Annotated in this window: 23 protein-coding genes and 3 pseudogenes; 17 read left to right on the top strand and 9 right to left on the bottom strand. The window is 38.7% G+C overall.

The genetic code is table 11. The annotated features are described in order from the left end of the window. The first annotated feature begins 475 nt into the window (after positions 1-475). Together STA7437_RS26005 and STA7437_RS25215 are read left to right on the top strand one after the other, a co-directional pair. Positions 476-670: a recombinase family protein gene (locus STA7437_RS26005; protein ID WP_051036145.1), complete on the top strand. Its 195-nt coding sequence runs from the start codon at positions 476-478 to the stop codon at positions 668-670. 46 nt (positions 671-716) lie between these two features. After that, positions 717-3,677: a bifunctional serine/threonine-protein kinase/formylglycine-generating enzyme family protein gene (locus STA7437_RS25215; RefSeq protein ID WP_015195630.1), complete on the top strand. Its 2,961-nt coding sequence runs from the start codon at positions 717-719 to the stop codon at positions 3,675-3,677. Between the two features lie 140 nt (positions 3,678-3,817). Here the strand turns inward: STA7437_RS25215 and STA7437_RS23685 are convergent, their stop codons facing one another. Further along, complete coding sequence (locus STA7437_RS23685; protein ID WP_015195629.1) at positions 3,818-5,101, bottom strand: protein kinase domain-containing protein; 1,284 nt, start codon at positions 5,099-5,101, stop codon at positions 3,818-3,820. 461 nt (positions 5,102-5,562) lie between these two features. Here STA7437_RS23685 and STA7437_RS23680 point away from each other — a divergent pair, with 461 nt between their 5' ends. The 3 genes and pseudogenes from STA7437_RS23680 to STA7437_RS25210 all read left to right on the top strand — a co-directional run. Beyond that, positions 5,563-6,111 carry a recombinase family protein gene (locus tag STA7437_RS23680; protein ID WP_015195628.1) on the top strand — a complete coding sequence of 183 codons (549 nt, stop codon included), beginning with the start codon at positions 5,563-5,565 and terminating at the stop codon, positions 6,109-6,111. Continuing rightward, positions 6,104-7,588: a Mu transposase C-terminal domain-containing protein gene (locus tag STA7437_RS23675; RefSeq protein ID WP_015195627.1), complete on the top strand. Its 1,485-nt coding sequence runs from the start codon at positions 6,104-6,106 to the stop codon at positions 7,586-7,588. The genes STA7437_RS23680 and STA7437_RS23675 overlap by 8 nt, the downstream gene beginning before the upstream one ends. Positions 7,589-7,622: 34 nt before the next feature. Next, a pseudogene (locus STA7437_RS25210) lies at positions 7,623-7,793 on the top strand (AAA family ATPase); the annotation flags it as partial. Positions 7,794-7,900: 107 nt separating this feature from the next. On the opposite strand, the gene STA7437_RS23665 reads toward STA7437_RS25210, so the two are convergent. Further along, entirely contained in the window at positions 7,901-9,076 is a 1,176-nt protein-coding gene (locus tag STA7437_RS23665; RefSeq protein WP_015191547.1) for a transposase, read from the bottom strand. Positions 9,077-9,208: 132 nt separating this feature from the next. On the opposite strand from STA7437_RS23665, the gene STA7437_RS26350 reads away from it, so the two are divergent. After that, positions 9,209-9,610, top strand: a complete 402-nt coding sequence (locus tag STA7437_RS26350; protein WP_322785869.1) for an AAA family ATPase — start codon at positions 9,209-9,211, stop codon at positions 9,608-9,610. Between the two features lie 152 nt (positions 9,611-9,762). Continuing rightward, positions 9,763-10,140 carry a recombinase family protein gene (locus STA7437_RS23655; protein ID WP_015195626.1) on the top strand — a complete coding sequence of 126 codons (378 nt, stop codon included), beginning with the start codon at positions 9,763-9,765 and terminating at the stop codon, positions 10,138-10,140. Between the two features lie 227 nt (positions 10,141-10,367). On the opposite strand, the gene STA7437_RS23650 is transcribed toward STA7437_RS23655, so the two are convergent. Together STA7437_RS23650 and STA7437_RS27540 are read right to left on the bottom strand one after the other, a co-directional pair. Next, a complete protein-coding gene (locus STA7437_RS23650; RefSeq protein WP_015195625.1) occupies positions 10,368-10,667 on the bottom strand; it encodes a hypothetical protein in 300 nt (99 codons plus the stop codon). Positions 10,668-10,735: 68 nt separating this feature from the next. Continuing rightward, on the bottom strand, positions 10,736-10,870 hold the full coding sequence (locus tag STA7437_RS27540) for a hypothetical protein (RefSeq protein ID WP_281169290.1): 135 nt from the start codon (positions 10,868-10,870) through the stop codon (positions 10,736-10,738). Between the two features lie 329 nt (positions 10,871-11,199). Here STA7437_RS27540 and STA7437_RS25715 point away from each other — a divergent pair. Then, positions 11,200-11,523: pseudogene (locus STA7437_RS25715) on the top strand (SDR family NAD(P)-dependent oxidoreductase); the annotation flags it as partial. 117 nt (positions 11,524-11,640) lie between these two features. On the opposite strand, the gene STA7437_RS23645 reads toward STA7437_RS25715, so the two are convergent. Beyond that, positions 11,641-11,874, bottom strand: a complete 234-nt coding sequence (locus STA7437_RS23645; RefSeq protein WP_015195624.1) for a hypothetical protein — start codon at positions 11,872-11,874, stop codon at positions 11,641-11,643. Positions 11,875-12,081: 207 nt separating this feature from the next. Between STA7437_RS23645 and STA7437_RS23640 the strand changes: the two genes are divergently transcribed. The 8 genes and pseudogenes from STA7437_RS23640 to STA7437_RS23615 all read left to right on the top strand — a co-directional run bounded on the left by STA7437_RS23640 (position 12,082) and on the right by STA7437_RS23615 (position 18,999). Continuing rightward, positions 12,082-12,429, top strand: a complete 348-nt coding sequence (locus STA7437_RS23640; RefSeq protein WP_015195623.1) for a hypothetical protein — start codon at positions 12,082-12,084, stop codon at positions 12,427-12,429. A gap of 198 nt (positions 12,430-12,627) precedes the next feature. After that, positions 12,628-12,792 (top strand): annotated as a pseudogene (locus STA7437_RS27830) (HNH endonuclease signature motif containing protein); the annotation flags it as partial. A 461-nt stretch (positions 12,793-13,253) separates the two neighbouring features. After that, entirely contained in the window at positions 13,254-13,706 is a 453-nt protein-coding gene (locus tag STA7437_RS23635; RefSeq protein WP_015195622.1) for a hypothetical protein, read from the top strand. Positions 13,707-14,706: 1,000 nt separating this feature from the next. Then, positions 14,707-14,853, top strand: coding sequence for a hypothetical protein (locus STA7437_RS26720; RefSeq protein ID WP_015195621.1), 147 nt, complete (start codon positions 14,707-14,709; stop codon positions 14,851-14,853). After that, positions 14,850-15,284: a hypothetical protein gene (locus STA7437_RS23630; protein ID WP_015195620.1), complete on the top strand. Its 435-nt coding sequence runs from the start codon at positions 14,850-14,852 to the stop codon at positions 15,282-15,284. Before STA7437_RS26720 ends, STA7437_RS23630 begins: the two co-directional genes overlap by 4 nt. Continuing rightward, entirely contained in the window at positions 15,284-17,068 is a 1,785-nt protein-coding gene (locus tag STA7437_RS23625) for a hypothetical protein (protein WP_015195619.1), read from the top strand. The genes STA7437_RS23630 and STA7437_RS23625 overlap by 1 nt, the downstream gene beginning before the upstream one ends. 28 nt (positions 17,069-17,096) lie before the next feature. Then, a complete protein-coding gene (locus STA7437_RS23620; protein WP_015195618.1) occupies positions 17,097-18,230 on the top strand; it encodes a hypothetical protein in 1,134 nt (377 codons plus the stop codon). Positions 18,231-18,273: 43 nt separating this feature from the next. Continuing rightward, positions 18,274-18,999 carry an NADPH-dependent FMN reductase gene (locus STA7437_RS23615; RefSeq protein WP_015195617.1) on the top strand — a complete coding sequence of 242 codons (726 nt, stop codon included), beginning with the start codon at positions 18,274-18,276 and terminating at the stop codon, positions 18,997-18,999. 202 nt (positions 19,000-19,201) lie between these two features. Here the strand turns inward: STA7437_RS23615 and STA7437_RS23610 are convergent, their stop codons facing one another. After that, complete coding sequence (locus STA7437_RS23610) at positions 19,202-19,978, bottom strand: NYN domain-containing protein (protein WP_015195616.1); 777 nt, start codon at positions 19,976-19,978, stop codon at positions 19,202-19,204. Positions 19,979-20,130: 152 nt separating this feature from the next. Between STA7437_RS23610 and psb34 the strand changes: the two genes are divergently transcribed. Continuing rightward, entirely contained in the window at positions 20,131-20,301 is a 171-nt protein-coding gene (psb34, locus tag STA7437_RS26345; protein ID WP_015195615.1) for a photosystem II assembly protein Psb34, read from the top strand. A gap of 88 nt (positions 20,302-20,389) precedes the next feature. Here the strand turns inward: psb34 and STA7437_RS23600 are convergent, their stop codons facing one another. The 3 genes from STA7437_RS23600 to STA7437_RS23590 are packed head-to-tail and all read right to left on the bottom strand — an operon-like array spanning position 20,390 to position 22,535. Beyond that, positions 20,390-20,734, bottom strand: coding sequence for a DOPA 4,5-dioxygenase family protein (locus STA7437_RS23600; protein ID WP_015195614.1), 345 nt, complete (start codon positions 20,732-20,734; stop codon positions 20,390-20,392). A gap of 42 nt (positions 20,735-20,776) precedes the next feature. Then, positions 20,777-21,907 (bottom strand): ParB/RepB/Spo0J family partition protein, encoded by a 1,131-nt coding sequence (locus STA7437_RS27535; protein ID WP_015195613.1) that lies wholly within the window; start codon positions 21,905-21,907, stop codon positions 20,777-20,779. Continuing rightward, entirely contained in the window at positions 21,894-22,535 is a 642-nt protein-coding gene (locus tag STA7437_RS23590; RefSeq protein WP_015195612.1) for a ParA family protein, read from the bottom strand. The genes STA7437_RS27535 and STA7437_RS23590 overlap by 14 nt, the downstream gene beginning before the upstream one ends. Between the last annotated feature and the right edge of the window lie 78 nt (positions 22,536-22,613).

The following is a 22,613-nucleotide window of genomic DNA, read 5'->3' as shown; positions in this document are numbered from 1 at the left end:
TGCTGTAAAAACAAATAAAAAGCTTATTTGGGGTTTTACGCCTTTGAGTAGCAAGTGTACAGTAACTTACTCTAAGGCTGTAATTCAGTCACAGTAATGGTTTTAGAAGCTGCGTTTTGTAAACTTTTGTATCGAAAAAACTGGTATAGTTTAACTAAGGTCTATTTGGTACAGAAATTTTCAACGAGATTTCAAGGGTTTCAGGTATCTGATTTTCAGATGGTTTAATTGGTACAGTTCTTAGCGTAACTTTCTGTACGAATAATACTCAAACTCCCACCAGTTCTTTGTTAACTGCCAAAGCTGCCCGAACCTGAGCAGTGCGGATGCGTTCTTTAAGGGACGTTAAAGTGAACTCTTAGCAAATTAGAAAGCGCAAGTTTTAGTTATGGATTTTTCGTAATAGTAATGGGTTAGAACTTCTCAAAGTCAAAGTAGAAAAAGAGGATATGATATTTAGACTAAACTCGATCGCATGGGCAGAGATACCGCCAATACGATCGACCTGATTAAAGAGTTCTATAGTTTGGGGATAGCTGTCCGTTTCCTCAATGAGGATATCAGCACCGAAGGCACAATGGCAAAAATGGTGGTAACTATATTATCTGCTGTGGCTGAAGCAGACAATTCAAACTACTGTTCCAAGAGTTTTAAGCATTACTTTAGATAGACATCTGGTACTATAAATTAATCGTGCTGAAATCATCTCAGAGTCAATGGTTTGGGGAAAAGGCAAACAACTCAATAACGGCAAATTTGTTGTTGTCGGTGAAAAACCTTTAGGTAGCGGTGGTTTTGGTATTACATATAAAGTAGCTAGAACTCGCGATCGCCAATTATTTGTCATTAAAACACTTAACGACATAGCCCGAAATAAAAGGAACTTTCGTCAAATAAAAGATGATTTTCTTAATGAAGCCCATACATTGGCTGGTTTCAAGCAGCCTAATATTGTCAAAATTTACCCCAAAGGATTCACTGAAGAGATAGAAGAAAAAAATGAACTCTGGTGTATGGTGATGGAGTTCATCGAAGGGCAGAACTTAGAAGAGTATTTTGAAGAAAACAAAGAAATATCGGAAATTGATGCGATCGCTCTAATTACCAGAGTAGGAGAAGCTTTAACTTATATTCACCAAAATAGGTACGTACATCGTGACATCAAGCCTAGCAATATCATGTTGCGTAACTGCAATCTATCATCTCCAGTGTTAATTGACTTTGGTTTAGCTAGAGAGTTCGATCCCGAACAGTCTTTGACAATGGATAGTAAGTTAACAGAACACTTTGCTCCTTTAGAGCAATACGATTTAGATTCTTTTGTCAAACATCTTAATCTAGATAGAAATCAGTACAGAGTCGGTGCTTGGACTGATGTTTATGCTTTAGCAGCAACCCTATACAGGTTGCTAACGGGTGATTTGCCCATGACTGCTCCAATAAGGAAACTAAGTCCAAATAATTTTAAACCTCCACAGCAACTTAATCCCAAGATTAGCGATCGCACTAATGCAGCTATTCTTAAAGGAATGGCGATTGAACCAAGCGATCGCCCTCAAACGGTACAAGAATGGTTAGATTTATTATCGGGAAAATATCTGCAAAATGGTTTGTATCGTATTGAGCGAGATATTAAGAAAGACTGTTTGGGTGAAGAAGAAGCTTATAATCCTAACGTTGCTAATAATCTTGTTTTTCGAGCCACAGAAACTAAAACAAATACTCTGGTGGTAATTAAAACAGTCGATTCAAACAATCAAAATTCTTCTCAGGTAGAAAAAGCGAATTTTTGTTTAAAAAATGAAGCTCAATTATTAAAACGACTAAAAGATAAACATCTTAATATTGTCCGTTATCGAGATTCCTTTGAAGAATACGGAGTCTTTTATTTAGTAACGGATTTTATTGAGGGAGAGAATTTATATAGATTAGTAAAAAATCAAGGTAAGCTTTCGCAAACAAAAGCTATTGAATATATCAAACAAATTGCTAAGGAAATAATTACCTGTCATAAAAACAACATTTATCATCGAGATATTCATCCCAGTAATATAGTTATTAGTTCTTTAGATGATACAGCTATCTTAATAGACTTCAAGGTAGCTGCAAATTTCGCTCTATCTGGTAATCCTTTTTACCAGCCACCAAAAGCCTCAATAGTAAGAAAAAATTTAAATACAGATTTATATTCTTTGGCTGCTACTCTATATTATCTAGTTACGGGATATCCCAAAAAACATCAAAAATCTTTAGGTCATAGCTGGTTTTATTATTGTCATAGAGACAAGAGACGAAAATTAGAACCACCAAATAAGTTTAATCCCGATCTTGAGGATTATCTTAATACAGCTATTATTAAAGGCATGAAGTTTGAAGAGAGCAATCGCCTGCTTTCCATGCAGCAATGGCTAAACTTATTAAATCCTCCTGTGCCACCAGTACCAGAACAAAATCCACCAAATATTAAGTTAACGCGAAGAAAATGGCTTAAATGGGCTGGTTTTGGCACTTTGGGTGTACTAGGAACAAGTGGACTTTGTTTATATAAATATTTGCAGTCAGAAGATCGAGATAAACCTATCGATATTTCTGTACTAGATTCTTATCTAATAAAAAATCCTTCTTCAGAAATTAACTCTTATCCCTCATCCAATCTTTCTAACCAAGCCTTAAAAGAATTTGAGTTTGATGTTATTACCGTAAATGATAAAGGCGAAGAAATTTCTCAGAAGAAAAAAATAGCTCAATATTTTACAAAAGAAATTGGAAAAATCAAAGTTAAAAACTTCTATTATAATCCTCAACAAGAGAAAGAAAAGCAATCATTATCATTAACTGATGAATTCTGGAAGCAGCCAAAACTTGAATATTTTACTGAAAATATTAGTATAGATATGGTTTATATTCCTGGTGGTGATTTTACAATAGGTTCTCCTCAAACTGAAAAAGGAAGTAAAGAAGACGAAAGACCACAACAAAAAATTAAAATCTCTGGATTTTACATGGGTAAATATCCAGTGACTAAAAAACAATGGAACGCAGTAGTACAACTACCCAAAGTAGAGAAAGATTTAAAGCCTGTTTCTATTGTAAATTTTGATTATTTGAATTTCTATTTTTTTAAACTTAGTAGTAGTATAACCAACGTTTCTTGGTATGATGCAGTTGAATTTTGCGCCAGATTATCAAAGCATACTGGAAGAAAATTTAGATTACCAACAGAGGCAGAATGGGAGTACGCTTGTCGGGCTGGAACGACTACACCCTTTTGTTTTGGTGAAACTCTAACTCCAGAGCTAGCTAACTATGATAGCAGTAAAACTTATGCTAAGGAGCCAAGACAAGATAAGAAAGATATTTCAAATATTTTTGCTTCTTATCCTCCTAATGCTTTTGGCTTGTATGAGATGCACGGTAATGTTTGGGAATGGTGTGCTGATAACTATCATGATAATTATGAAAATATTCCTAAAGATGGTAGTGCTTGGACAAATTCGACAAACAATAATGCAAATAACTGGTTTTTTGTATTTAATAAAATTGTGCGTGGAGGTAGCAACAAGACAGAACCTGAGCTTTGTCGTTCTGCTAGTCGCTTTTATAGATCATCTGCTTATTTTTCAAATCAATCGGGCTATGATGATGTTGGTTTTCGATGCGTAGCAGAATTTGACTAGATATTTCAGATTTTATTGAAAAATATAAAGATACTCCGAAAAAAAACACCCGATCTTAATTAAATATAATTTAGTCTTTTGGTCACAGATTAGTTTAACTCTTATCAAGCTATAAATTGGTTAGTTTTGATTGTGAGCAACTAAATTACACTTAACAAAGCATTTTTAAACGCAATCGCACTTTTGAAATGTAATTCGGATTTATCCATTAAAGCCAAATCAATTAATTCTGCTAAAGGTTTGGGAATAGAAGCATCTCGTTTTCTAATGGGAATAGGCTGTCTGGTTAAAATAGCAAACCAAGGTTCGATCCCCTCAAAATTTCTCGGACATTCTAAGGTCAGCATACAATAAAGTGTTGCAGCCACAGCCCAAACATCCACATCGGGTTGAGAGTATTTGAAATCTAAAACTTGTTGACGGGGCATAAATTTAGGCGTACCCATTTCTTTGCCAGTTATAGATAGTCCGCTTAAACCCGCCAGATCGAAAGCTTTGGCTAATCCGTAATCTCCCAATTTGGCAACAAGTTTTCTCTCTTCAACCGTCAAAAATATGTTTCCAGGTTTGATATCGCGGTGAACTATACCTTTTTCTGTATGGGCATAGTGTAAACCATCCAATACTTGCAAGATAATATCTGTTGCTTCTTCGGTCGATAATTTTCCCCCACGCTTTTTCATCAGATCGATTACCGAACCCCTGTCACAAAATTCCATCGTGAAGAAAAATATACCATCGGTAAAACAATAGTCTTCGAGTTTAACTAGATTGGGATGGTTTAAAAGCTTAGTGTTTCTGGCTTCTCTCAAAAACCTTTCTTTCATGGTGGGCATAACGGCTACTTGAGGAAGCATTAATTTCAGGGCTACCAATTCCCCTGTAACATCTTTACGGGCTAGATATACCTCACCAAAACCTCCTTTGCCCAATAGTTTTATTTTGGTATAGCCCTTGAGAGAACCTAGGTTATCGTCTAAATTAAATTTTATTTGAGAAGGTACATCTGCTACTAATGGTATGTGAAAAGTTGGAGAACAGATCGGCGAGACTTTTGACTCTGATTCGATTGCTACCACAAATACTGTACGATCTAGCTGAATGCGATCGCCATCTTGAAGATCGTGTTCTCTTAAATTCAATTTTGCAGCTTCTTCTGGAGTTTGATTTTCTTCTCGCTTACCAATACACTCACCATTGACAATAGTTCCGTTACGACTGCCAAAATCACGAATGCGAATCTCAGGAGGATTGATATCTAATAAACAATGATAGCGAGAAATTCGAGAATGATGCTTATCGTTAGGTATTTGTATATTACAATCCTCTGCCCTGCCAATAATACAAGCAGTACGAGAATCAAATGTAAACTGTTTTTGGTTTAGTTTGCCTTCGGCGAGCTTGAGAGTAACTTTGGACGGCATAGGTTACAGGCAACTGAAGAATGTGGATCTAAAAAAATTATCGTTTCGTTGAACAAATAAAATAATGTTATCGAACTAAACTTATTACAGACAATGTAATCAATTCTAAAATCAGCTTTTAGACAAAAGTTATACTTTTAACATAAGTTCATTCGCGATTTAGGCGAACTCTCAATGACATATCTTGGATAAAGCATTTACTTTTTTGGAAATATTTTTCCATATTTGATTTTTTTGTAACTTTCAAACATTAGTGGCGTAAAATCTTTAGAGCTATTTGGCGCAATATAAAATAACTGCTGTAAAATAATTGAGTTAGGCTGTCGCAAAAGTTTCAAGTTTTGCCACAAAATTCACGCTCGCGGTTTGATTGGGTTTTAGTTGTTGCAAATGTTAGTGGTAAAAGGTGCTAATTTATGCACTATGTTTTGCGACGAATTTGACCAAGGGAGATCCCAAAATTGAAAATCGGTTATGCTCGCGTGAGTACAAATGACCAAAATCTCGATTCGCAAATTTCTTTGCTAATTGAAAATGGTTGCGAAAAAATTTTTGAAGAGAAAATTTCAGGAGCGAAAAAATCTCGTCCCGAATTAAAAAAGCTCCTAAATCAGCTCCGTAAAGATGACACTTTGGTAGTTTGCAAATTAGATCGTCTTGCTCGCTCAACTCATCACCTACTAGAAATTGTCGAAACCCTACGAGAAAAGAAAGCAGCTTTTTGTTCTTTGGGCGAACCTTGGGCAGATACCACGAGCCATGCAGGGAAAATGATTATGACCGTCTTTGCAGGTATTGCCGAGTTTGAGCGAGACTTAATTCGCGAGCGTACTAGCGTAGGACGAGAAGCAGCCATGAAGAGAGGAATCAGATTTGGTCGTCCGAGAAAACTCTCTCCAGAACAAAAAGAACTAATTCTCAAATTGAGAGAAGAAGGTAAGTCAGCAACCGAGTTAGCTAAAACCTTCAATGTAGACCGTTCCACCATTTACCGTTTATCAAATGTCTGAATCAACTCGTGATTCATTACCAAACCTTAGTGAGTTACCCGAAAACTCAAGAGCAATAGTCTGGGAGCGTTACCAGATACTGCGCCCTCATCTAGAAGACTCCGTTCCTCTCCGTCGAGCGATCGCCGATGCTGGTATCCCCTTAAGAACTGCCCAACGTTGGGTGGCAAATTACAAAAAACTAGGGTTAGCAGGATTATGCCGTAGCAAACGCAAAGATAGCGGTATTCATAAAGTTATTAATGCCGAGGTGAAAAAACTAATTGAAGGATTGGCTTTACAAAAGCCAGCCATGACCAAAGCTACCATTCATCGTCGAGTCAAAGATTGGTGCAATAGTTCTGGAATTACTGTTCCTTCTTACGAAACCGTTTATGGAATTATCCGCCAGATCGACCCAGCTTTAATGACACTGGCTCACGAAGGAACAAAAGCCTACAAACAAACCTTTGACTTACTCCATCGCCATAATGCAGAAAAGCCTAATGCCATCTGGCAAGCAGACCATACTCTATTAGATATTTGGATCTTTGACGAAAAAGAACGGCCAGTCAGACCTTGGCTGACGGTGATTATGGACGATTATAGTAGAGCGATCGCTGGATACTATATTTCCTTGGATGCTCCCTCCGCTTTACAGACAGCACTGGCTCTAAAGCAAGGCATTTGGCGTAAAAATAATCCTGCTTGGCATATCTGCGGTATTCCAGAGATTCTTTATACAGATCACGGCAGCGATTTTACTTCTCATCACATAGAACAGGTTTGTCTTGACCTCAAAATCCGACTTATCTTTTCTACGATTGGCGAACCTAGAGGCAGAGGCAAGATCGAACGATTTTTTAGGACTGTTAATCAACTACTGCTCGCCAAATTGCCTGGATACTCACCATTAGGACACAAATCACCCAATCCAGTTCTAAATTTTAACCAGCTTGACTCTGAGTTAGAAAGGTTTCTCATTGAATACCATCAAACAGAACACAGTCAAACTAAAAAAGCTCCTCAGAAACGTTGGAATGGCAAAGGATTTCTCCCTCAACTCCCAGAATCATTAGAAAAACTAGACCTGCTGCTGCTAACTATCAAAGATACGAGGCGCATTCGACGAGATGGCATTAAATTCCAGGGTTTGAGATATACAGATTCTTTGCTGGCAAACTTTATCGGGGAAGATGTCAGTATTCGTTATGACCCTAGAGATCTGACAGAAATCAGAGTTTATCACCAAAATAAATTTCTCTGTCGTGCTATCTGTCCCGAACTATCTACTGAAACTGTTAGCCTCAAAGAAATCCAGACTGCTCGCAATCAAAGACGCAAACAACTCAAGCAGCAGATTAAAGATCGAGTATCCATTGTTGATGCCTTAATGGGTAATAAAAAACAATCTTCTCATACCCATTTTGAACCAGAACAACCCACCACTACCAATAAACCTAAGAAGCCAGCTTTAAAGCGATATTACAATGACTAATATCCCCAAGAAATGCGTTGATGATACAAGTGCTATAGAAGAACAGAACTCTTTTATTCTGACCAAAGAATATCGACGATTCGCTGAATTCTGCGATGCCTGTCGTAGAGAGAAATATATTGGTTTATGTTACGGTGCGCCAGGGGTAGGTAAAACTCTTTCGGCTCGTTACTATGCCAAATGGTTTTTTCTCGAAAACCGTCTTCCTACTCATCTTCCCTATTTACCTTTACCCCCTGAAATTAAGGAGTGCCATACCTTACTCTATACAGGGGAGATGTATAATCCTTACAAGGGTAGGTTTTTTACAATCTACGAAGAATCAGAAAAAGCCAAATCGCTGAAGTGATTGAAAGAGAAAGGAAGCAAACGACCAAGAGCGACAGACTGACCATTGAGCAGTCGCGCTACTATAGTTAACAAACCATTAAGAAAACAAGAGATTTGACGAGTAGGAGTGGGTTCAAAAGCTAAAGAGCGATCGCCAATTAATTCATCCTTAGAGGAAATTTCCTGTTCTCCACCCAGAGTAACCATCCACAGCATAGCCACTGCCATTGCTAACCAATGACGTTCGGCTCTCTCGGCTTTCAAAAGACGAGTTTTATGCCATTGCCAACCATCACTTTTGACATCTCTATAGGAACATTCAATCCAAGAGCGAAATCCATACCAACCAATATCAGCATCAGTTGATTTTAAATCCGTGAGAATTAACCAAGGGTCAGTATAACCCTCATCCCATCGAGCTAGAAGAGTACAATCAATCTGATTGCTTTTAAAGCAAGTCACTCGTCCAGACCAACTCTCGCCAGCATCAGTTACAACTGTTGATAGAGAATACCATAAAGATGAATTTTGTCGTCGATATTGACCTTGGTGATTAATTCGTAAAAACGGATGCCAACCTAATTTCACAATCTGTTCGTATAGCCAAGGAGCATACAATCCTCTATCAGCACTAACGATTACCTTCCAATCTGTCGGCACAACATTGTTGAGAGATTGAAACAGTTCTTTCCAGTACGGTTTCCAACTACCTTTGTCTGTCCCTTTAACCACTTTCCAAGCTATAGGAATGGCACTACCTCGATATAAAACATTGATTGAAAGAACTACAAAATTTTGACCGATACTGGTGGCATCTAATGCCATTGGTAACTCTTGATTACTTTGAGGTAGTAAATCGACAATCCATTTTAGTAATGAGGCAAAACAGCCTTTTACTTCCAGAGATACTCTTTTATTCCCTGTTTTGGCTTTGGCTGTTTCTTCTTTGTACCATTCTTTCAATCTTTGGCGTACCGTATTGTCTTTCTCCTGATTGATTTTGGCAATTAACGTGGAAACTTTAGTCAGACTGCTTGATTGTGTCATTACCATTCCAAAACTCCAGGTTGCTAATCCAGAAACTTGAGGTAGACTCAGGTCTGGAAATTTTTGACTGACAATCTGTTTCCAATCTTTGAGATGTTGATTTAATTTCATCTCATGATAACTATACTATTTACTTCTCTTAATACTTTTACCTTATTTCTGAGCTTTTACTCCTCCCTTTGTAAAAAACCTACCCTTGTAAGGATGTATAATCCCGCTCGTGTTATCAAGCAGAGAATTTTAATGATGCGAACTCAGTTGGGACGTTTTCATGAAGAACTTTTACCTCCTGAAAAACAAAGTTGGATTATTAGTGACGATTACATTAATCGCTCTTGCGAGTTGATTATTGTGGATGAATCCGAACGCTTGAAGATGAGTGGTATCGAGCAGTTTCGAGAAATTTACGACGCTGGAAATATCGGCTTGATATTTATTGGAATGCCAGGATTGGAGAAGAAGTTATCCCGATATCCTCAACTTTATTCTCGTGTTGGCTTTGCCCACCAGTATCGTGCTTTGAGCCAAGAGGAGATGCGGTTTATGCTTGCTCATTACTGGGAAAGATTGGATTTGAAGATGAATCCTAATGATTTTACCGATGCAGAAGCCATTGCTGCGATCCGAAGGCTACGCGAAGCGTAATCGCTCGGATTACTAATGGTAATTTCCGCCTTCTGAATCGTTTGTTTCGCCAAATTCAGCGCGTAATTAAAATTAACGAGCTTAACTGCATCACAGCAGAAGTGGTTGAGGCTGCCAGGGAATGTTTAGTTATTGGAGCAATTTAGAGAGAGATGAAAATTGGTTATGTTTGCAGTTTCAAAGGACAGAAATATAATACTAATTCCGAACAAATCATTGCTTTAAAAAAAGCAGGTTGTCAAACAATATTTAACGATCTGCTCGATTGTCCTGGAGATGACCAGTCAAATTTAATATTGGCTTTAGAATATGCTAGAGCGGGAGATATTTTAGTTGTTTGGGACACTTCCACGCTCTGTTTGGATATTCAGAACTTCATAGATATTATAGAGACACTACAGCAAAGAGATATTACTCTACAAATCCTGGCAGGAAACTTTTTAGAAATTAAACCTCGTAGTTGGGAGAGTTTAGTTATGTTAGAGTCCTACTCTGTTCTTGCCAATTTAGAACGTAATTACCTCTGTTGAAAGCGTTTGAATTACGCCAGATAACTCTAAAGATTTTACGCCATTAATGTCTAAAAGTTACAAAAAGTTAAGACAGATAAACTCGTTTCTAAAAAGATAGGTAAGACTAAGGGTTTCATGTTCTCCTCCTTTTGTATCTATCAATAATTAATAGGTCGGTAGGAGTTAATTTATGCTGTTTAAATATTAAAGAAAGCAATCATAGCTTCGCTCTCGGTGCGACCGCACTAACGATACTGAGAGGTAGGATAAAGTTCGACTGAAGTTTGTCCTACATGAGAACGATCTGTGAATTGAACTCCCAAAGCAAGTCCGATTAGAACGAGATTGGCAATTATTTCCCAATGGATAATTCTATTTGGATTGGCTTGGCGATTGGGAAGGGGTTGAGTAATATTATTCATAGCTTCCGTTAATATCATTGCTTCGACATTAAAACTCCGAGACATCCACGAACTCGAATTCATTATCCGATAGAGAGATTCATCAGAACTAGGAGGCGTGTAGCTATCTCTTGAGTGTGGCATGGGATTTTCAGTAGTAGGGCGAACTAAAGGATAGATTACGTTTGCCTTATTCGTTTCATGCCATTAAATTAAGCAGCAATCGAGAAAAAGCAGAGATGGGAATTTTTTTTGGCAATCTCTCTCTGACTCGCTCCTTGAGCCATCATTTTTGCTGCTTTTAATTCTCGCGGTGTAAGAGGTTTTTCCTGGTATCTTCCTGTCATTAGAATTTTTAAGCACTGAACAATCCCTCTATATTAACCTTTGAACCTCTTTTGCTTAAGCACAAGCGATCGATTTTAAGCGTTTGTAGGAGTAAAAAAATTCTCACTGGCTATTTAGCCAGTGAACGAATGTACTAATTGAGTCAAAAAGTTTCACTCTAGCTCTAAGCTATAAGCTTTTTGATAAATACAAAGTTGAGTAAAAATAATACGCAGATATTAAGCAATGTTAAGCAAACAAACTTACCTCGTATATACGAAGTAAACAAATGTACTACTTAGGTAAAGCAATATAGTCTGCTGCCAAACATTCGATCGCTTGTCCCATTGCGATCGCTCCTTTGAGGTTAACTCAGGCTTTATTAAATAACTTAAAATCAGGTTTAAAAGTCATTTTGATGACCAGCCGTATGGGTTCAATTGACGATAATACCTCTGGTGGTTCTTATGGTTATCGAATGTCGAAAGTTGCTTTGTCAATGGCTGGAAAATCGCTGTCTGTGGATTTAAAATCACGAGGAATTGCCGTAGGCATTCTTCATCCAAGGTTGGTAAAGACTCGGATGACGGGTTTTACTAGCTCGCATTGACGAATTGATTTAGAAAATACTGAAACTTTTTTGCCTTCTAATGGTGAAATTTTGCCTTGCTAAAAGCGCGATCTCTCGCTTGCTGTTTCGATTACAGACTGCTTACTTTTTTACAGGAGTACGTCGATTTTTAAAGCTTGAAAATTCTTCAATTACTTAAATGCTTACTGCATTACTTAATTACTTATTTGTATTTTTGAGCTTCTTTTTCTTGCCTGTTTCTTTCTGCTTCCTCAGCTTGACAAGTTCTTCTGCAAGAACCTGCCTAACAATTTCTTGCCAGTTTTGATATTCCTTTAATTCATCAAGCATTGAGGGAGGTACACGCACTTGTAATTTGGCAGTGCAGGGTTCTTCCCGATCTGTTGTAAATTGATGTTCCGTCAAAGCTGGATTGCCACCAGGTCTAGACATTGCTCTGCATTCAGTTACTAGCTATTAATTAACAATATAGCAAGTATCCTTACTATTAATTTTTATAACTATCAGTATAATTGCGTGTATCCATGCTATTGTATTGATAGTTGATTTAAAAAGAAATTTGTTCTTAAATCAGAGCCGAGGTAGAAACGAACCAAAGTATCCAACCTCGGCTTAACCCCAAATAACGAGGTATTTATCATGTTAAACGATTTAGTTTTAAAAGTTTCCCCAAAGGGAAGCTTCAAAGTCACACAACTATGCGAAAATGTGGCTATTTGCGAAGCTACTAAAGAAGATCGCTATGGTTGGGGAAATGCCACCGAAACAGAACTAGCTTTTCTAGTTTACCTGGGCTGTAGCGAAGCAGAAATATCTGGATATTTCAAAACCATCAATACTTTCTATCGCTGTTCTTGGAGCGAAATTAGAAAACCTAAATATCTCAAAGGATATGATGCTGAGATAAAAATTCGAGGAATGCAACGCTACGCAGACTCTTACGCTTTCGGGTTGGATTATTTAGTCGCGCGGTTCGTTTCTAGGTAAATTCATAGCCTAGAGTCCTTGCAACGCCTGAGCTTTGCTCGAAATAAGGCAAGGGTAACTTCGGTCATGAGGAGGTTAAATTCCTCCACGGTCAGGGATGCCGATACGCCAGACCTATCCACACAGAGGGTGAAATAACACCCAAAGTGAAGCTGGAAGTAGGACGGGGACAACAAAAAGTTCCAATGTAACGCTTGTCAACTTAAATTTCTCCCTGGTGACACAGTTGAACTACACCATATCGATGGAAACCATAACAATTGGAAACCAAAGAACTTGGAAGCCCTACACCGAGAATGTCACCAGCACAAAACCATTCACGGTCTTGTGAGGGTTGAACGGCTGAAAAATCAGACCAAGTAATCAGTAATCAGGAGCGTAGTGCGGTGAAAGTTGCACGCTACGTTTTGAACGAGAGGTGTCCTCTGGTAACAGAGGCATCGACTCAACCGAATCTGAAACAGCTAAACATTTCGGTGCAGACTTCGACGATTACCAGTATTACTCAACTGGCTATTCACCTCGCTGGTGAGGAGTCGTCCCCCAAATCGAATTCGGGGGCTTGTGAACCCCGTAAATGAACGGTTAGGTGTAGTTAATTAATGAACTGCACCTATCATCAAAACCTTTCAAACATCAATTCAAGTTCATTCCAGGAAATAATTCATTATGGCTCAGAGGCTTGGAGAGCGAGATTGCATCTCTGAAAAGATCGATGAAGCTGTAAACGAATATCTAGCAGCATAAATCAATATTCAAGCCATTGCAAACATCTAACCAGAATTAAGCGGTGGCTGAACGAAACATCTTCAACAGCTAAAACAATGCCAACTCAAAAATTAGACTTAACACCACCGACTCATCCTGGGGAATGGTCGCTAGCTCAAATTCAAGAAGCGTTCAAACGCAAATTACCCCCAACCATGCTAAAGAAATTACCCGCCGATAAAGGTTTTGCTTTGTATCTGCCTTGGTGGTCGTGTAACAAAATCCTTGATAAGTACGCCCCTGGCTGGACTTGGGAAATTAAAGAAACTTTAATCAGTCGCGATCGCTTATTCATAGTGGGTCGTCTGACTATTCCTACCTCAGAGGGAAATGTTTATCGCGAGGCAACGGGAACTGAAGAACTCAAGCGAGAAAAATACAACAAAGATAATAATTCTTATGAGGTAAAAGAAATCGCTTATGGCGATCCTTCCTCGAATGCCGAAAGCATGGCGTTTCGTCGCTGTGCTGCACGGTTTGGATTGGGATTATATCTTTACGAAAAATAGAGGACACGTCGGGTGAACCAAGTTCACCCGCTCGTGATGTCCGTGAGGTGGCGACATCCGGTTCTCTACGCGCAGCGTCTCTTGGCTCGGATGCGTGAGAACGCCGTAATATTAACTCAAAACAACAACAACAAAGAATTAAAAATTATGACAACTTCAACAAGTCAATTGCACATAGTCGAGAGACCCGACCGTGCCTCGACTTCAATCAGACTTTGAGAACTATCAGAAGAAATTCAACAATTAGGGAGAGAGCCGAGATATGCCCGAAATAGTGCAAGATAGCTGTTAAAGCTATATACAGCAAAGGTTTCAGCAATTGGGATATTTTTCTGATTTTTGCGATCGCTCTTGACGAAAGAATAGGCTTTTCAAGCTTTAGGATTGATAAAAAATAATTTGTTGGATTTGCCTATTTTAAAAAATATTGCCGAAAAAGAACGTTGAGTATGTTTATCTTTAAAAGCTGAAACTATTAATAAATAGTGCTTCTGAAGTTTGAACTTTGCCGAGAATGGTATGTTTTAGGCAATGAAATAGATGTCAAATATCAACTTTTTTAGGCGAATGATTTTAAAGCTATATACAGCAAGGGTTAGAGGTCTATCTTGCACTATTTTACACATATCTCGGCACGCGCCCGACTACAATCAATTTCATTCATCGACCGCCCCCAATATAATCTTCATTGTTGTAAAGAGATGTTACAAGGTTATAAATTCTACATAAAATCTTACTAATGCGTCCGAGTAACGATGGGTTAACTATTATTCAAATACCCTTGATTGGGAAAAAATCTAAACAATCTTAAAATGTTGCGATCAAAAAGCGGATAAGTACCACAATCGTTTTACAATTTCTCTATAGAAAAGCAGAAACAGTTGCCTGACTTTCCGACGGTTATGACAACTGCTTTCTTAAAAACCAACCGCCTTCTCTATCGAAATAGGTGGAGCGGTTTTTTATATAAATTTTCTGTGGTTGAACCCACACCAGAATTATGACACAAACTAAGACTGAAAAGAAATTTTTTTGGGTAAAAATTGATAAATTTTTTTCAAACCTCGCTTCTAAAATAGACAAAAACCCTGCTATAGCTAATTTTCAGGTTGCAAATAAAATTATTGTTAAAGGAGATGAAAAATGAATACCATCTCCACGCACGATCGCATTTTACGAGTTGAGGGACGAGAAACCAAATTCGACATTGTAACTGTTTCCAATTCTCTAGTGGCACTTTTAGGAAGTTACGAAGAAGCTATTATCGTCCAGCAAATACATTCTTGGACACTAGATGGTCGAGGAATCGAAATCGACAAAAAATTTTGGTTTGATAAATCGATTAAAGATTGGATTACCGAAGTCGTCCCTACAGCTTCTGATTGGAAAATGCGTTCTTATTTGGCATCTCTGGTAGACAAGGGAGTATTAGAGCGCAAACATCTCTATAAAGAACATCACGGTCACAATTATTCACCGAAAAACCGAACGTACTACTACCGACTTGATTACGAAAAATTATCTGAATTAGCAAGAAGAGCGATTTCAAATTCAAACAATGCTGGAGGTGAAGAGTGATGCGTCAAGTTACCTTTAACACTCCAGTTCTCAAAATAGAAGGTTTATCCGTCAAGTTTGATGTTATCCCCGTTTCTAACTCTTTAGCCGTTTTACTGGGAGACAAAAATAAAGCTTCAATCGTACAGCAGCTTCATTACTGGGGGCTAAAAGGCTATGGAGAAGTTATCGATGGCGTGAGATGGATCTACAAATCGATTAAAGAATGGATCTCTGAAGTATTCCCCACTCTTACTCCCTGGCAAATGGGCAAGCTGATGAGCCAATTAGTAGAACTAAGAGTTGTCAGACGGGAAAAACTATTTACCAAACATCACGAAATCAAACACGACGATCCCTATTGGCATCCTAAAAATCAAACTTATTATTACAGTTTGAACACTGAAAGATTACAAGAGTTGGCTGATAATTACCAATTATCTCAGGAAGAAGCTCTTAGCCTTGAAAATCCCGTATTTGAAAAAACCCAAATACTAAGTAAACAGGAAATTCTTGATACTAAGTATTCTGACTGTGCAAAAAACACTACAAATACAACTTCCATAGAAAACATTACAAATAAACCCCACTCTCAAGCGGGGGGAAAAATTTCTCAAAACAATAAATTAGAAATTCAAGAAGAAAACCAAGAAGAACGGACATATCAAGCGTCCGAGCTTGGCTCGGACGGCTTGTCCTCATTAATTGGTACTTATGAAGTAAACAAGACTCTCGAAGAAGAAACTGATCTAGGTCAACAAATCTTAAAAGAAGAAGAAGTCTTCCGCGATGTTGATGAAAAAATCAACATTAAGAGCAAAGATACTAATTGTCAGGATACGGATACTTCTGAGCCAGATGAACGGGAGCTAAATACAACTGCGACCCAACCACAAAAAACTCCCAAAGGTACTAAGTCAAGACGTAAAGAAGTCTTTGCTCTTTGGAGTTCTCCAGAACAGCGTGAAAGATTTAGAAAAGATGTAACTGCTGCGATCGCGTCTGGGGTAGGTAGGGCGAGAAATATTACCGCTCTGGTAGCTCACGTGATGAACGAAGTCCGTCAGGGACACTCTCATACCTATTGGGAAGAATGGATTGCAGAGAAACCTATTGGTAGTTCGGAAAAACAAGAATGGGAAGCGAGTACTGGTAAACCCTATCCCAAATTCGTCGAGTACTTGCTAGAGAAATTAATCTATCCACAAGAATCGAGAGAACAAGCCCTATTTAGAGTCGGAAAAATCTTAAGTGACCGAGAACGAGCAGAACTCTATTGGAGAGACTTTAAGCGCAATATCGAAGCGTTGAGGCAACAATCGGAGCAGATGGAGCGAGAGGGTAAAACTCCTACCGTTCCGACTTGGTTTGTAGACAGGGTTGATGTTTCTGTCGAACGAGCTTCTGAATCAGCCCAAAAGGTAACTCAACTGACTCCCAATCAAAGAGATTGGATTGAAGAGAAGCTGCCCGAATCAGAGAAGTTAATTTCTGGAATGAACTGCCCACTTTTACCACCAGCCGAAGAAGTAACGGTAGAGGATACGGCAGAGGAGGGGCCGTCGCCTGGGGTCTCCCCAGGCATTTATGCGCCCCGTGATGAAGATTTAGAGTTTTGTTTTGATGATTTCATCACTTTGGATTATTTAGAGCATCAGGCGAGAAAGATTGCTGCTAATTCTGGGTTGATTGGTATCCTACTTCCAGATTTTCGTGCTGCTTTTTCTCAAGCTAATTCTGCTCAGAGGGAAAGGATTAGGAGTGTAATCTCTTCAATCTATCCCGACTTACTCAACCTAATTTAACTATTTTCCTATCGAAGAGGCGATCGCTATGTTAGGAAAAGAAATTGTTAGGGAAAATGAATTGTGTTTGACTACTCTGGGACTGTCGGACATTCTGGCTGAATGCGAACGTGTCGATTTGGGTAGAGCGATTCCGACCCACTCTTCACTTTCTGCTCTCACGGCTACGGGTATTTCTTCCGATGGATTCGATTGGCTATTGCCGATAACACTCCAAGAAGAACTTCTATCATTTGCCGAAAAACTGTCATCTCAAAACGGACAGCTCACGCTGTCGAGCTTGGTTCGACAGACGTGTCCTCAATTACTGGGGGGAGAAAGAGGGGAAAAATCGGAATCAAAGAAAGGAGAATCAACTCAAACCAAGAAGTTTTCTATTCCCTGCATTATCAAACAATTCAAACAACCCGAACTTAAGGGATTTATTCAGAAAGATTTAGGCGATCGCTTTATTGTCTACATTCCTGAAGATGATTCCACTATTACTGTTTCCAAGCTGCTGGTCTATCCAGATTTTCCTGAAAGTAAAAGTAGTGGACAGATAAATAAAATTCCCTCCACTAAAAAGGTAACTCCCCCCAGTAAAAATTCCCTTACCTTAACCAGACGGAACAAAGGTGATGGAACTGGCTATATATACCATCGCACTATTACAAGAAGAGGTAAGCAGTACGAAGAGTTTTACTATCGCTACCGCGATGAGGCTGGAAAACTGCGGTCTAAATACATTCCGACTAGATTGCTAGATAAGGTTCGATCCGCTGAATTATCTAAAAAACCTATTACAGATATTTTGTTTTTACTGGGGGGAGGTGACATAAGTAGGGGGGAACAGTCCGACACTTTAGATGATGGAAACGTACAAATTGGTGATGAAAATAATGAGTCAGATTCTATAAATAGGGGGGAACAATTAACACCCCCCAGTAATAAAAAGCGCAAACAAGGATGCGGTACGGGTTATATCGAATGCAAACCCATCAAACGCAGTGGGAAAGAGTACAAGCAATACTGGTATCACTATGAGGAGTGGAGGGAAGGAGAGTGTATTGATAAAAAGAGTAAATATATTCCCAAGCGATTAGTGCAAAAATTAGAAAAGATGGATAATGAAAAACAACCAGTGAGAATAATTTTGGAGTTGTTAGAGGTTAAGAAATAGCGATCGCCTTCGTCTTATCTGTTGTCGTCAACCAAGAAAATCTATGACTAACTTATTTATACCAGTGATTCTCGGCACGACTCGCCAAGGTCGGATGAGCGAACCTGTCGCCTTGTTTGTAGAAGAGCAGGTAAGTCAGTGGAGTGGAGTAGAAACCGAACTTATTGACATTCGCCAGCTTCATTTTCCCATAGATGATGCGGGACAAGAGATTAAAGCTCCTGAGTTTGCTGCTACTTGCGAACGAGCAGATGGATTGATTCTCGTCGTTCCAGAATATAATCACAGCTTCCCTGGTTGGCTCAAGCACGTTCTCGACACCAATTTAGAAGAGTACATCCATAAGGCTATAGGAATTTGTGGAGTTTCTGCCAGTCCGTTTGGAGGGACGCGAGTAATTCAAAGTTTACTACCTGTAATGCGTGAGTTGGGTTTAGTAACCACTTTTTACGACCTCAACTTTGGCAGTGTCAACAAATTATTTGATGAGTCGGGCAAAATTATCGATACAGAAAAAGAAGCCTATATTCGACGCTTTGAACGATTTATGAAAGAGTTGGTTTGGATGTCTACTGTCTTACGCTATGGACGCTTGAATGTCAGTGTTGAAGGGCAGCAAGTTGAAACAGTCGCTCCCAACTATCATGCTAATAAACCCTGTCCTGAAATAGCTGCCAAGATGGAAGCGGAAACGACAGATATGTTTCTGCAAGTAACTCGTACTCAAACAGGAAAAGTTGAAGTTACTCCTGTCACTCAGAAGAAGTAATTCTAATTTGCACTTTATAGTCTTTACTTTGACTATGCAAATGTTCTTCTGCCATTGGTTTATTATTTGGTGTTTGTTTAGCAAAAGAGAAATTTTGATCGCTAAGAGATTTTTTGAAACTGTCCCTGAACAATAAGAAAGTACCAGTTGAAGAGATCTTGAAGGTTTTGAGAGAAAGAAAAAAGTAATGAATTAAAATTAATTATTCATCAGCCCGAGGAATAGCAACAAGTAACCAAGGTCGATTGGCTTCTCCTGGTTGAGTTTCAATCGTTTTTTGTCCCTCGAAAAAATTAACCAGTGTTTTAAAGCTTTTGAAGCTAGTATTTCTCATATCGAGTCCGGGATCTGACAATTTCATGCGATCGTGTATGACTGAAATATTACAAGGAAGCCGATCTGGATCGATGGTTTTGAGTACTTCAAGAAAAGCTTTTTTGGCAAGTTCATCATTCTCTTGTTCGTCAATGTTATCCGTTTTTTGAAAGGCATCTCGTTCGGATTCATAATAGTCTTCTAAGTAAAGCAATTTATCGAAGGCGTTTGACAAGATCGCTCGCTCTCTATCTTGTTTTCTACAGACAAGCCAGACATCTTTGCCATAAGTTCTCAGCTTCTCTCCAATTACAGTAAAATCTGAATCGCTGGTTAAAAATATATAGCGATTGATTTTGGGATTATCTAAATATAGAGACTCGAAAGCGTCAATACTAATAAACAAATCCGCTCGGTTTTTCTTTTCACCAATTCGGATCGTATGAATCATGTAAAATCCGAGTTCTGAAAGTTGTTTTTTAAAATCGGTATTAATAGAGTCTAATAAACCGTAAGCTTTTTTAATCGAGAAAACGGGCTTGATAGCAGAATTATTGCCTTCATTGGATTCTAATTCTAATTGTTTGATTAAAGCTTTTAATTGAAACTTACTACACGGTATGTTTTCGAGATCGATATAGATTGCTATAAATAATCTGTTCATATACCATCTGTTCGCAATTTGCGCGCTCGCTCTAATTCGATTAACTATTCTTATAGAGAGTATATAAAATTATTTGTCAAGATGTTCTTTACAAAACTAAACAATATTGTTACATTAATTTACATAAAGAACAAAATATAGGAAAAACAATTATGTACACCACTCAATTGGACAACGGAACTCTTAATAACTACGCTGTTGAACCCAAAGTGACTTATCAAGAATATCCAACAGTGTGGGAACAAAAGAACTATTTTAAACAAGCCGCGATTGCTGCTAGCTTCATTACAGCCGTAGTTTTAATTTCATTTGCAGTCAGCTAACGAGCTTAATTTTTAATCTCTCGTCAACAGTTATTGGATTTCTTCTAATAAACCTTGGTATGTGCGCCGAGGTTTTTTTGTGTTCGCTCTACTCAAGCACGCTCAGTTTCAAAGCCTGTGGTTCTCCCATCCAGGAGGCATAATCAGTATGGTCTTTTAGGTCGTTTCCAGATAAAGGGTGAATCAATACTGTCAGACCGTTTCTGTTTAAGGCTAGCCAAGTTAGTAAATCTGTATGCTGCTCGTGATTAAAAGCAAGCTGACAACTCCAACATGGATGAGGGCCGATCGCTCTATGGTGCATCCGACCTACAGTGACTCCAAATAATTTACCCGCTTCTTCACACAAAGCTTTGGCTTGTTCGACCGTCGCTTCGTCGAAGTAAACGTGAGCGTGATAACCTTTAATCGAACTGATATCTTGAAATTCCATTTTGTTTCAATCCCGTTAATAAACAATTTCTCAAGTGGCTTTCTAACTTTTCTGCACCCAAACCTCTCCTTTCACTTCCCATTGTTCGGTTAATGCTTTAGCTAAAACTTGTCCTCTAGGTTTTTGTCCCTTAACTCGATAATCACTAATTAAAAGATTGCTGACACCCAAAAGTTCTGCTAGTTGCCCATCTGTCAGTCCCGTTTCTTCCTTAGATTCTTCTGTTGAGGTTTCAGAAGTTGATTCGTCCTTAGTTTTGCTTACCTCACTTTTAGCTTCAGATTCAATTAATTGTTCTAACTGAGATAGCAGAGATTCGAGTTTCTTTCTCTTTTTTGGGTCTTGCCAGAGTTGTTTTGATTTCTTGGCGATTTTGTAGGTTACATCGAAGCGGTTTTGTAATTCTTCTTTCTGCTTGACTGGTTTGAGAGCATTTACTTTCTCTTTGATCTGACTCAGGGAGAGGGAGTTGGTAATCGCATCAGAGAGTAATTCTTTTCTGAGTTCTTCATCTTTGAGAGTAGCGATCGCTTTAGCTTTAGTGTATTCGATCTGTCCGCTTCTGAGAGCTTCTAACACATCTTCGGGGAGATTGAGAAGAGGTAGGCGATTACCGATAAAAGAATCTAATTCCATCAGTCCTAGAGACTCGAAAATAGCTTGAATTTGCTCGATTATTTCCGAGCCAATAACGTTATTGGCTGCCCTTCCTCTTAACTGTTTTTGAATTTGATGGAGTAGCGGAGAGACTTCTGTGACTGTGGTTTTGAGCCTTTGGGCTAGAAGATGAAGAATTCCCTCCGTTTCCTCGACTGGGTTTAAATCTTCTCGTTGGAGGTTTTCGACAATGGCGATTTCTAGAGCTTGTTCGTCGCTCAGTTCGAGAACGATAACTGGTACTTCAGTCAGTCCTGCCAGAGCAGCAGCGCGATAGCGTCTTCCTCCAGCCACTAATTCATATTGATTTTGCCGAGGTAGAGAGCGCACTAATAAAGGTTCTAAAACTCCGTGATTTTTAATCGTTTGTGCTAACTCTTGTAACTTGGCTTCGTCAAAATACTGTCGTGGTTGAAGGGCAGGAAGCTTGAGGTCGGTTAAAAAGACTATCTGTACTGCACCATTTTTTTCACCTTTGAAGATAAAGTCTTCTACTGATTTTCTAGTTCTTGCCATCTAATACCTCACTCGTTTCTTGAAAAAGTAGATCGTATTCACTTGCTGCGACTTTTGCCGAAGCTCCGCTCATTTGCCATACCACTTGACCCTGGCTCGGAGCGTCCGTAATTATAGAGCGATCGTAAATAACTGCATCGAGTAATTCGATTCCAGTTTTAGATAGAGCAACTTTAGCTTCTCTAAGTAAAACAGTACCTTTTTTAGCTTGATTCAAAAACAATGCAGCTTTGGGTAAACCTCCTCGTAAATCTTTAGCTTGTCTGATCAATCTGATAACGCGGTTGGTGCTGTGCATATCCAAACCTGCTGGTTTACAAGGAATTAAGGCTAAATCGGCACGAGTTAAGATAACTCTCGTCGTTTCACTAAAACTAGCCGGGCCATCGACAATAACAAAATCATAATTCTCGGCAAGTTCGGGAAGTCGGTCAAACAATTCATCAGGCTCATTGATGATCTCACAAGGCAACTTCAATTCTTCAAGCCAAGTGGCACTACTCTGTTGGGCATCGGCATCGACCATTAGAACAGTACCTTGTTGAGAGAGCCAATAGGCAAAGTGGACGGCAGTAGTAGTTTTGCCCGCGCCTCCTTTTTGATTGACAATGGCAAAGATTTGGCTCATCTGAAAATTGGTTATTTTATCTCATCTAAAGTAATACTATCTCGCTCGTAATGGATGATTTCTTAAGAGAAAAATAAA

It is taken from the genome of Stanieria cyanosphaera PCC 7437 (genome assembly GCF_000317575.1).
GTDB classification, from domain to species: Bacteria; Cyanobacteriota; Cyanobacteriia; order Cyanobacteriales; family Xenococcaceae; genus Stanieria; species Stanieria cyanosphaera.
Note: the sequence above shows the minus strand (reverse complement) of the source record. Positions and strands in the feature narration are given on the sequence as shown.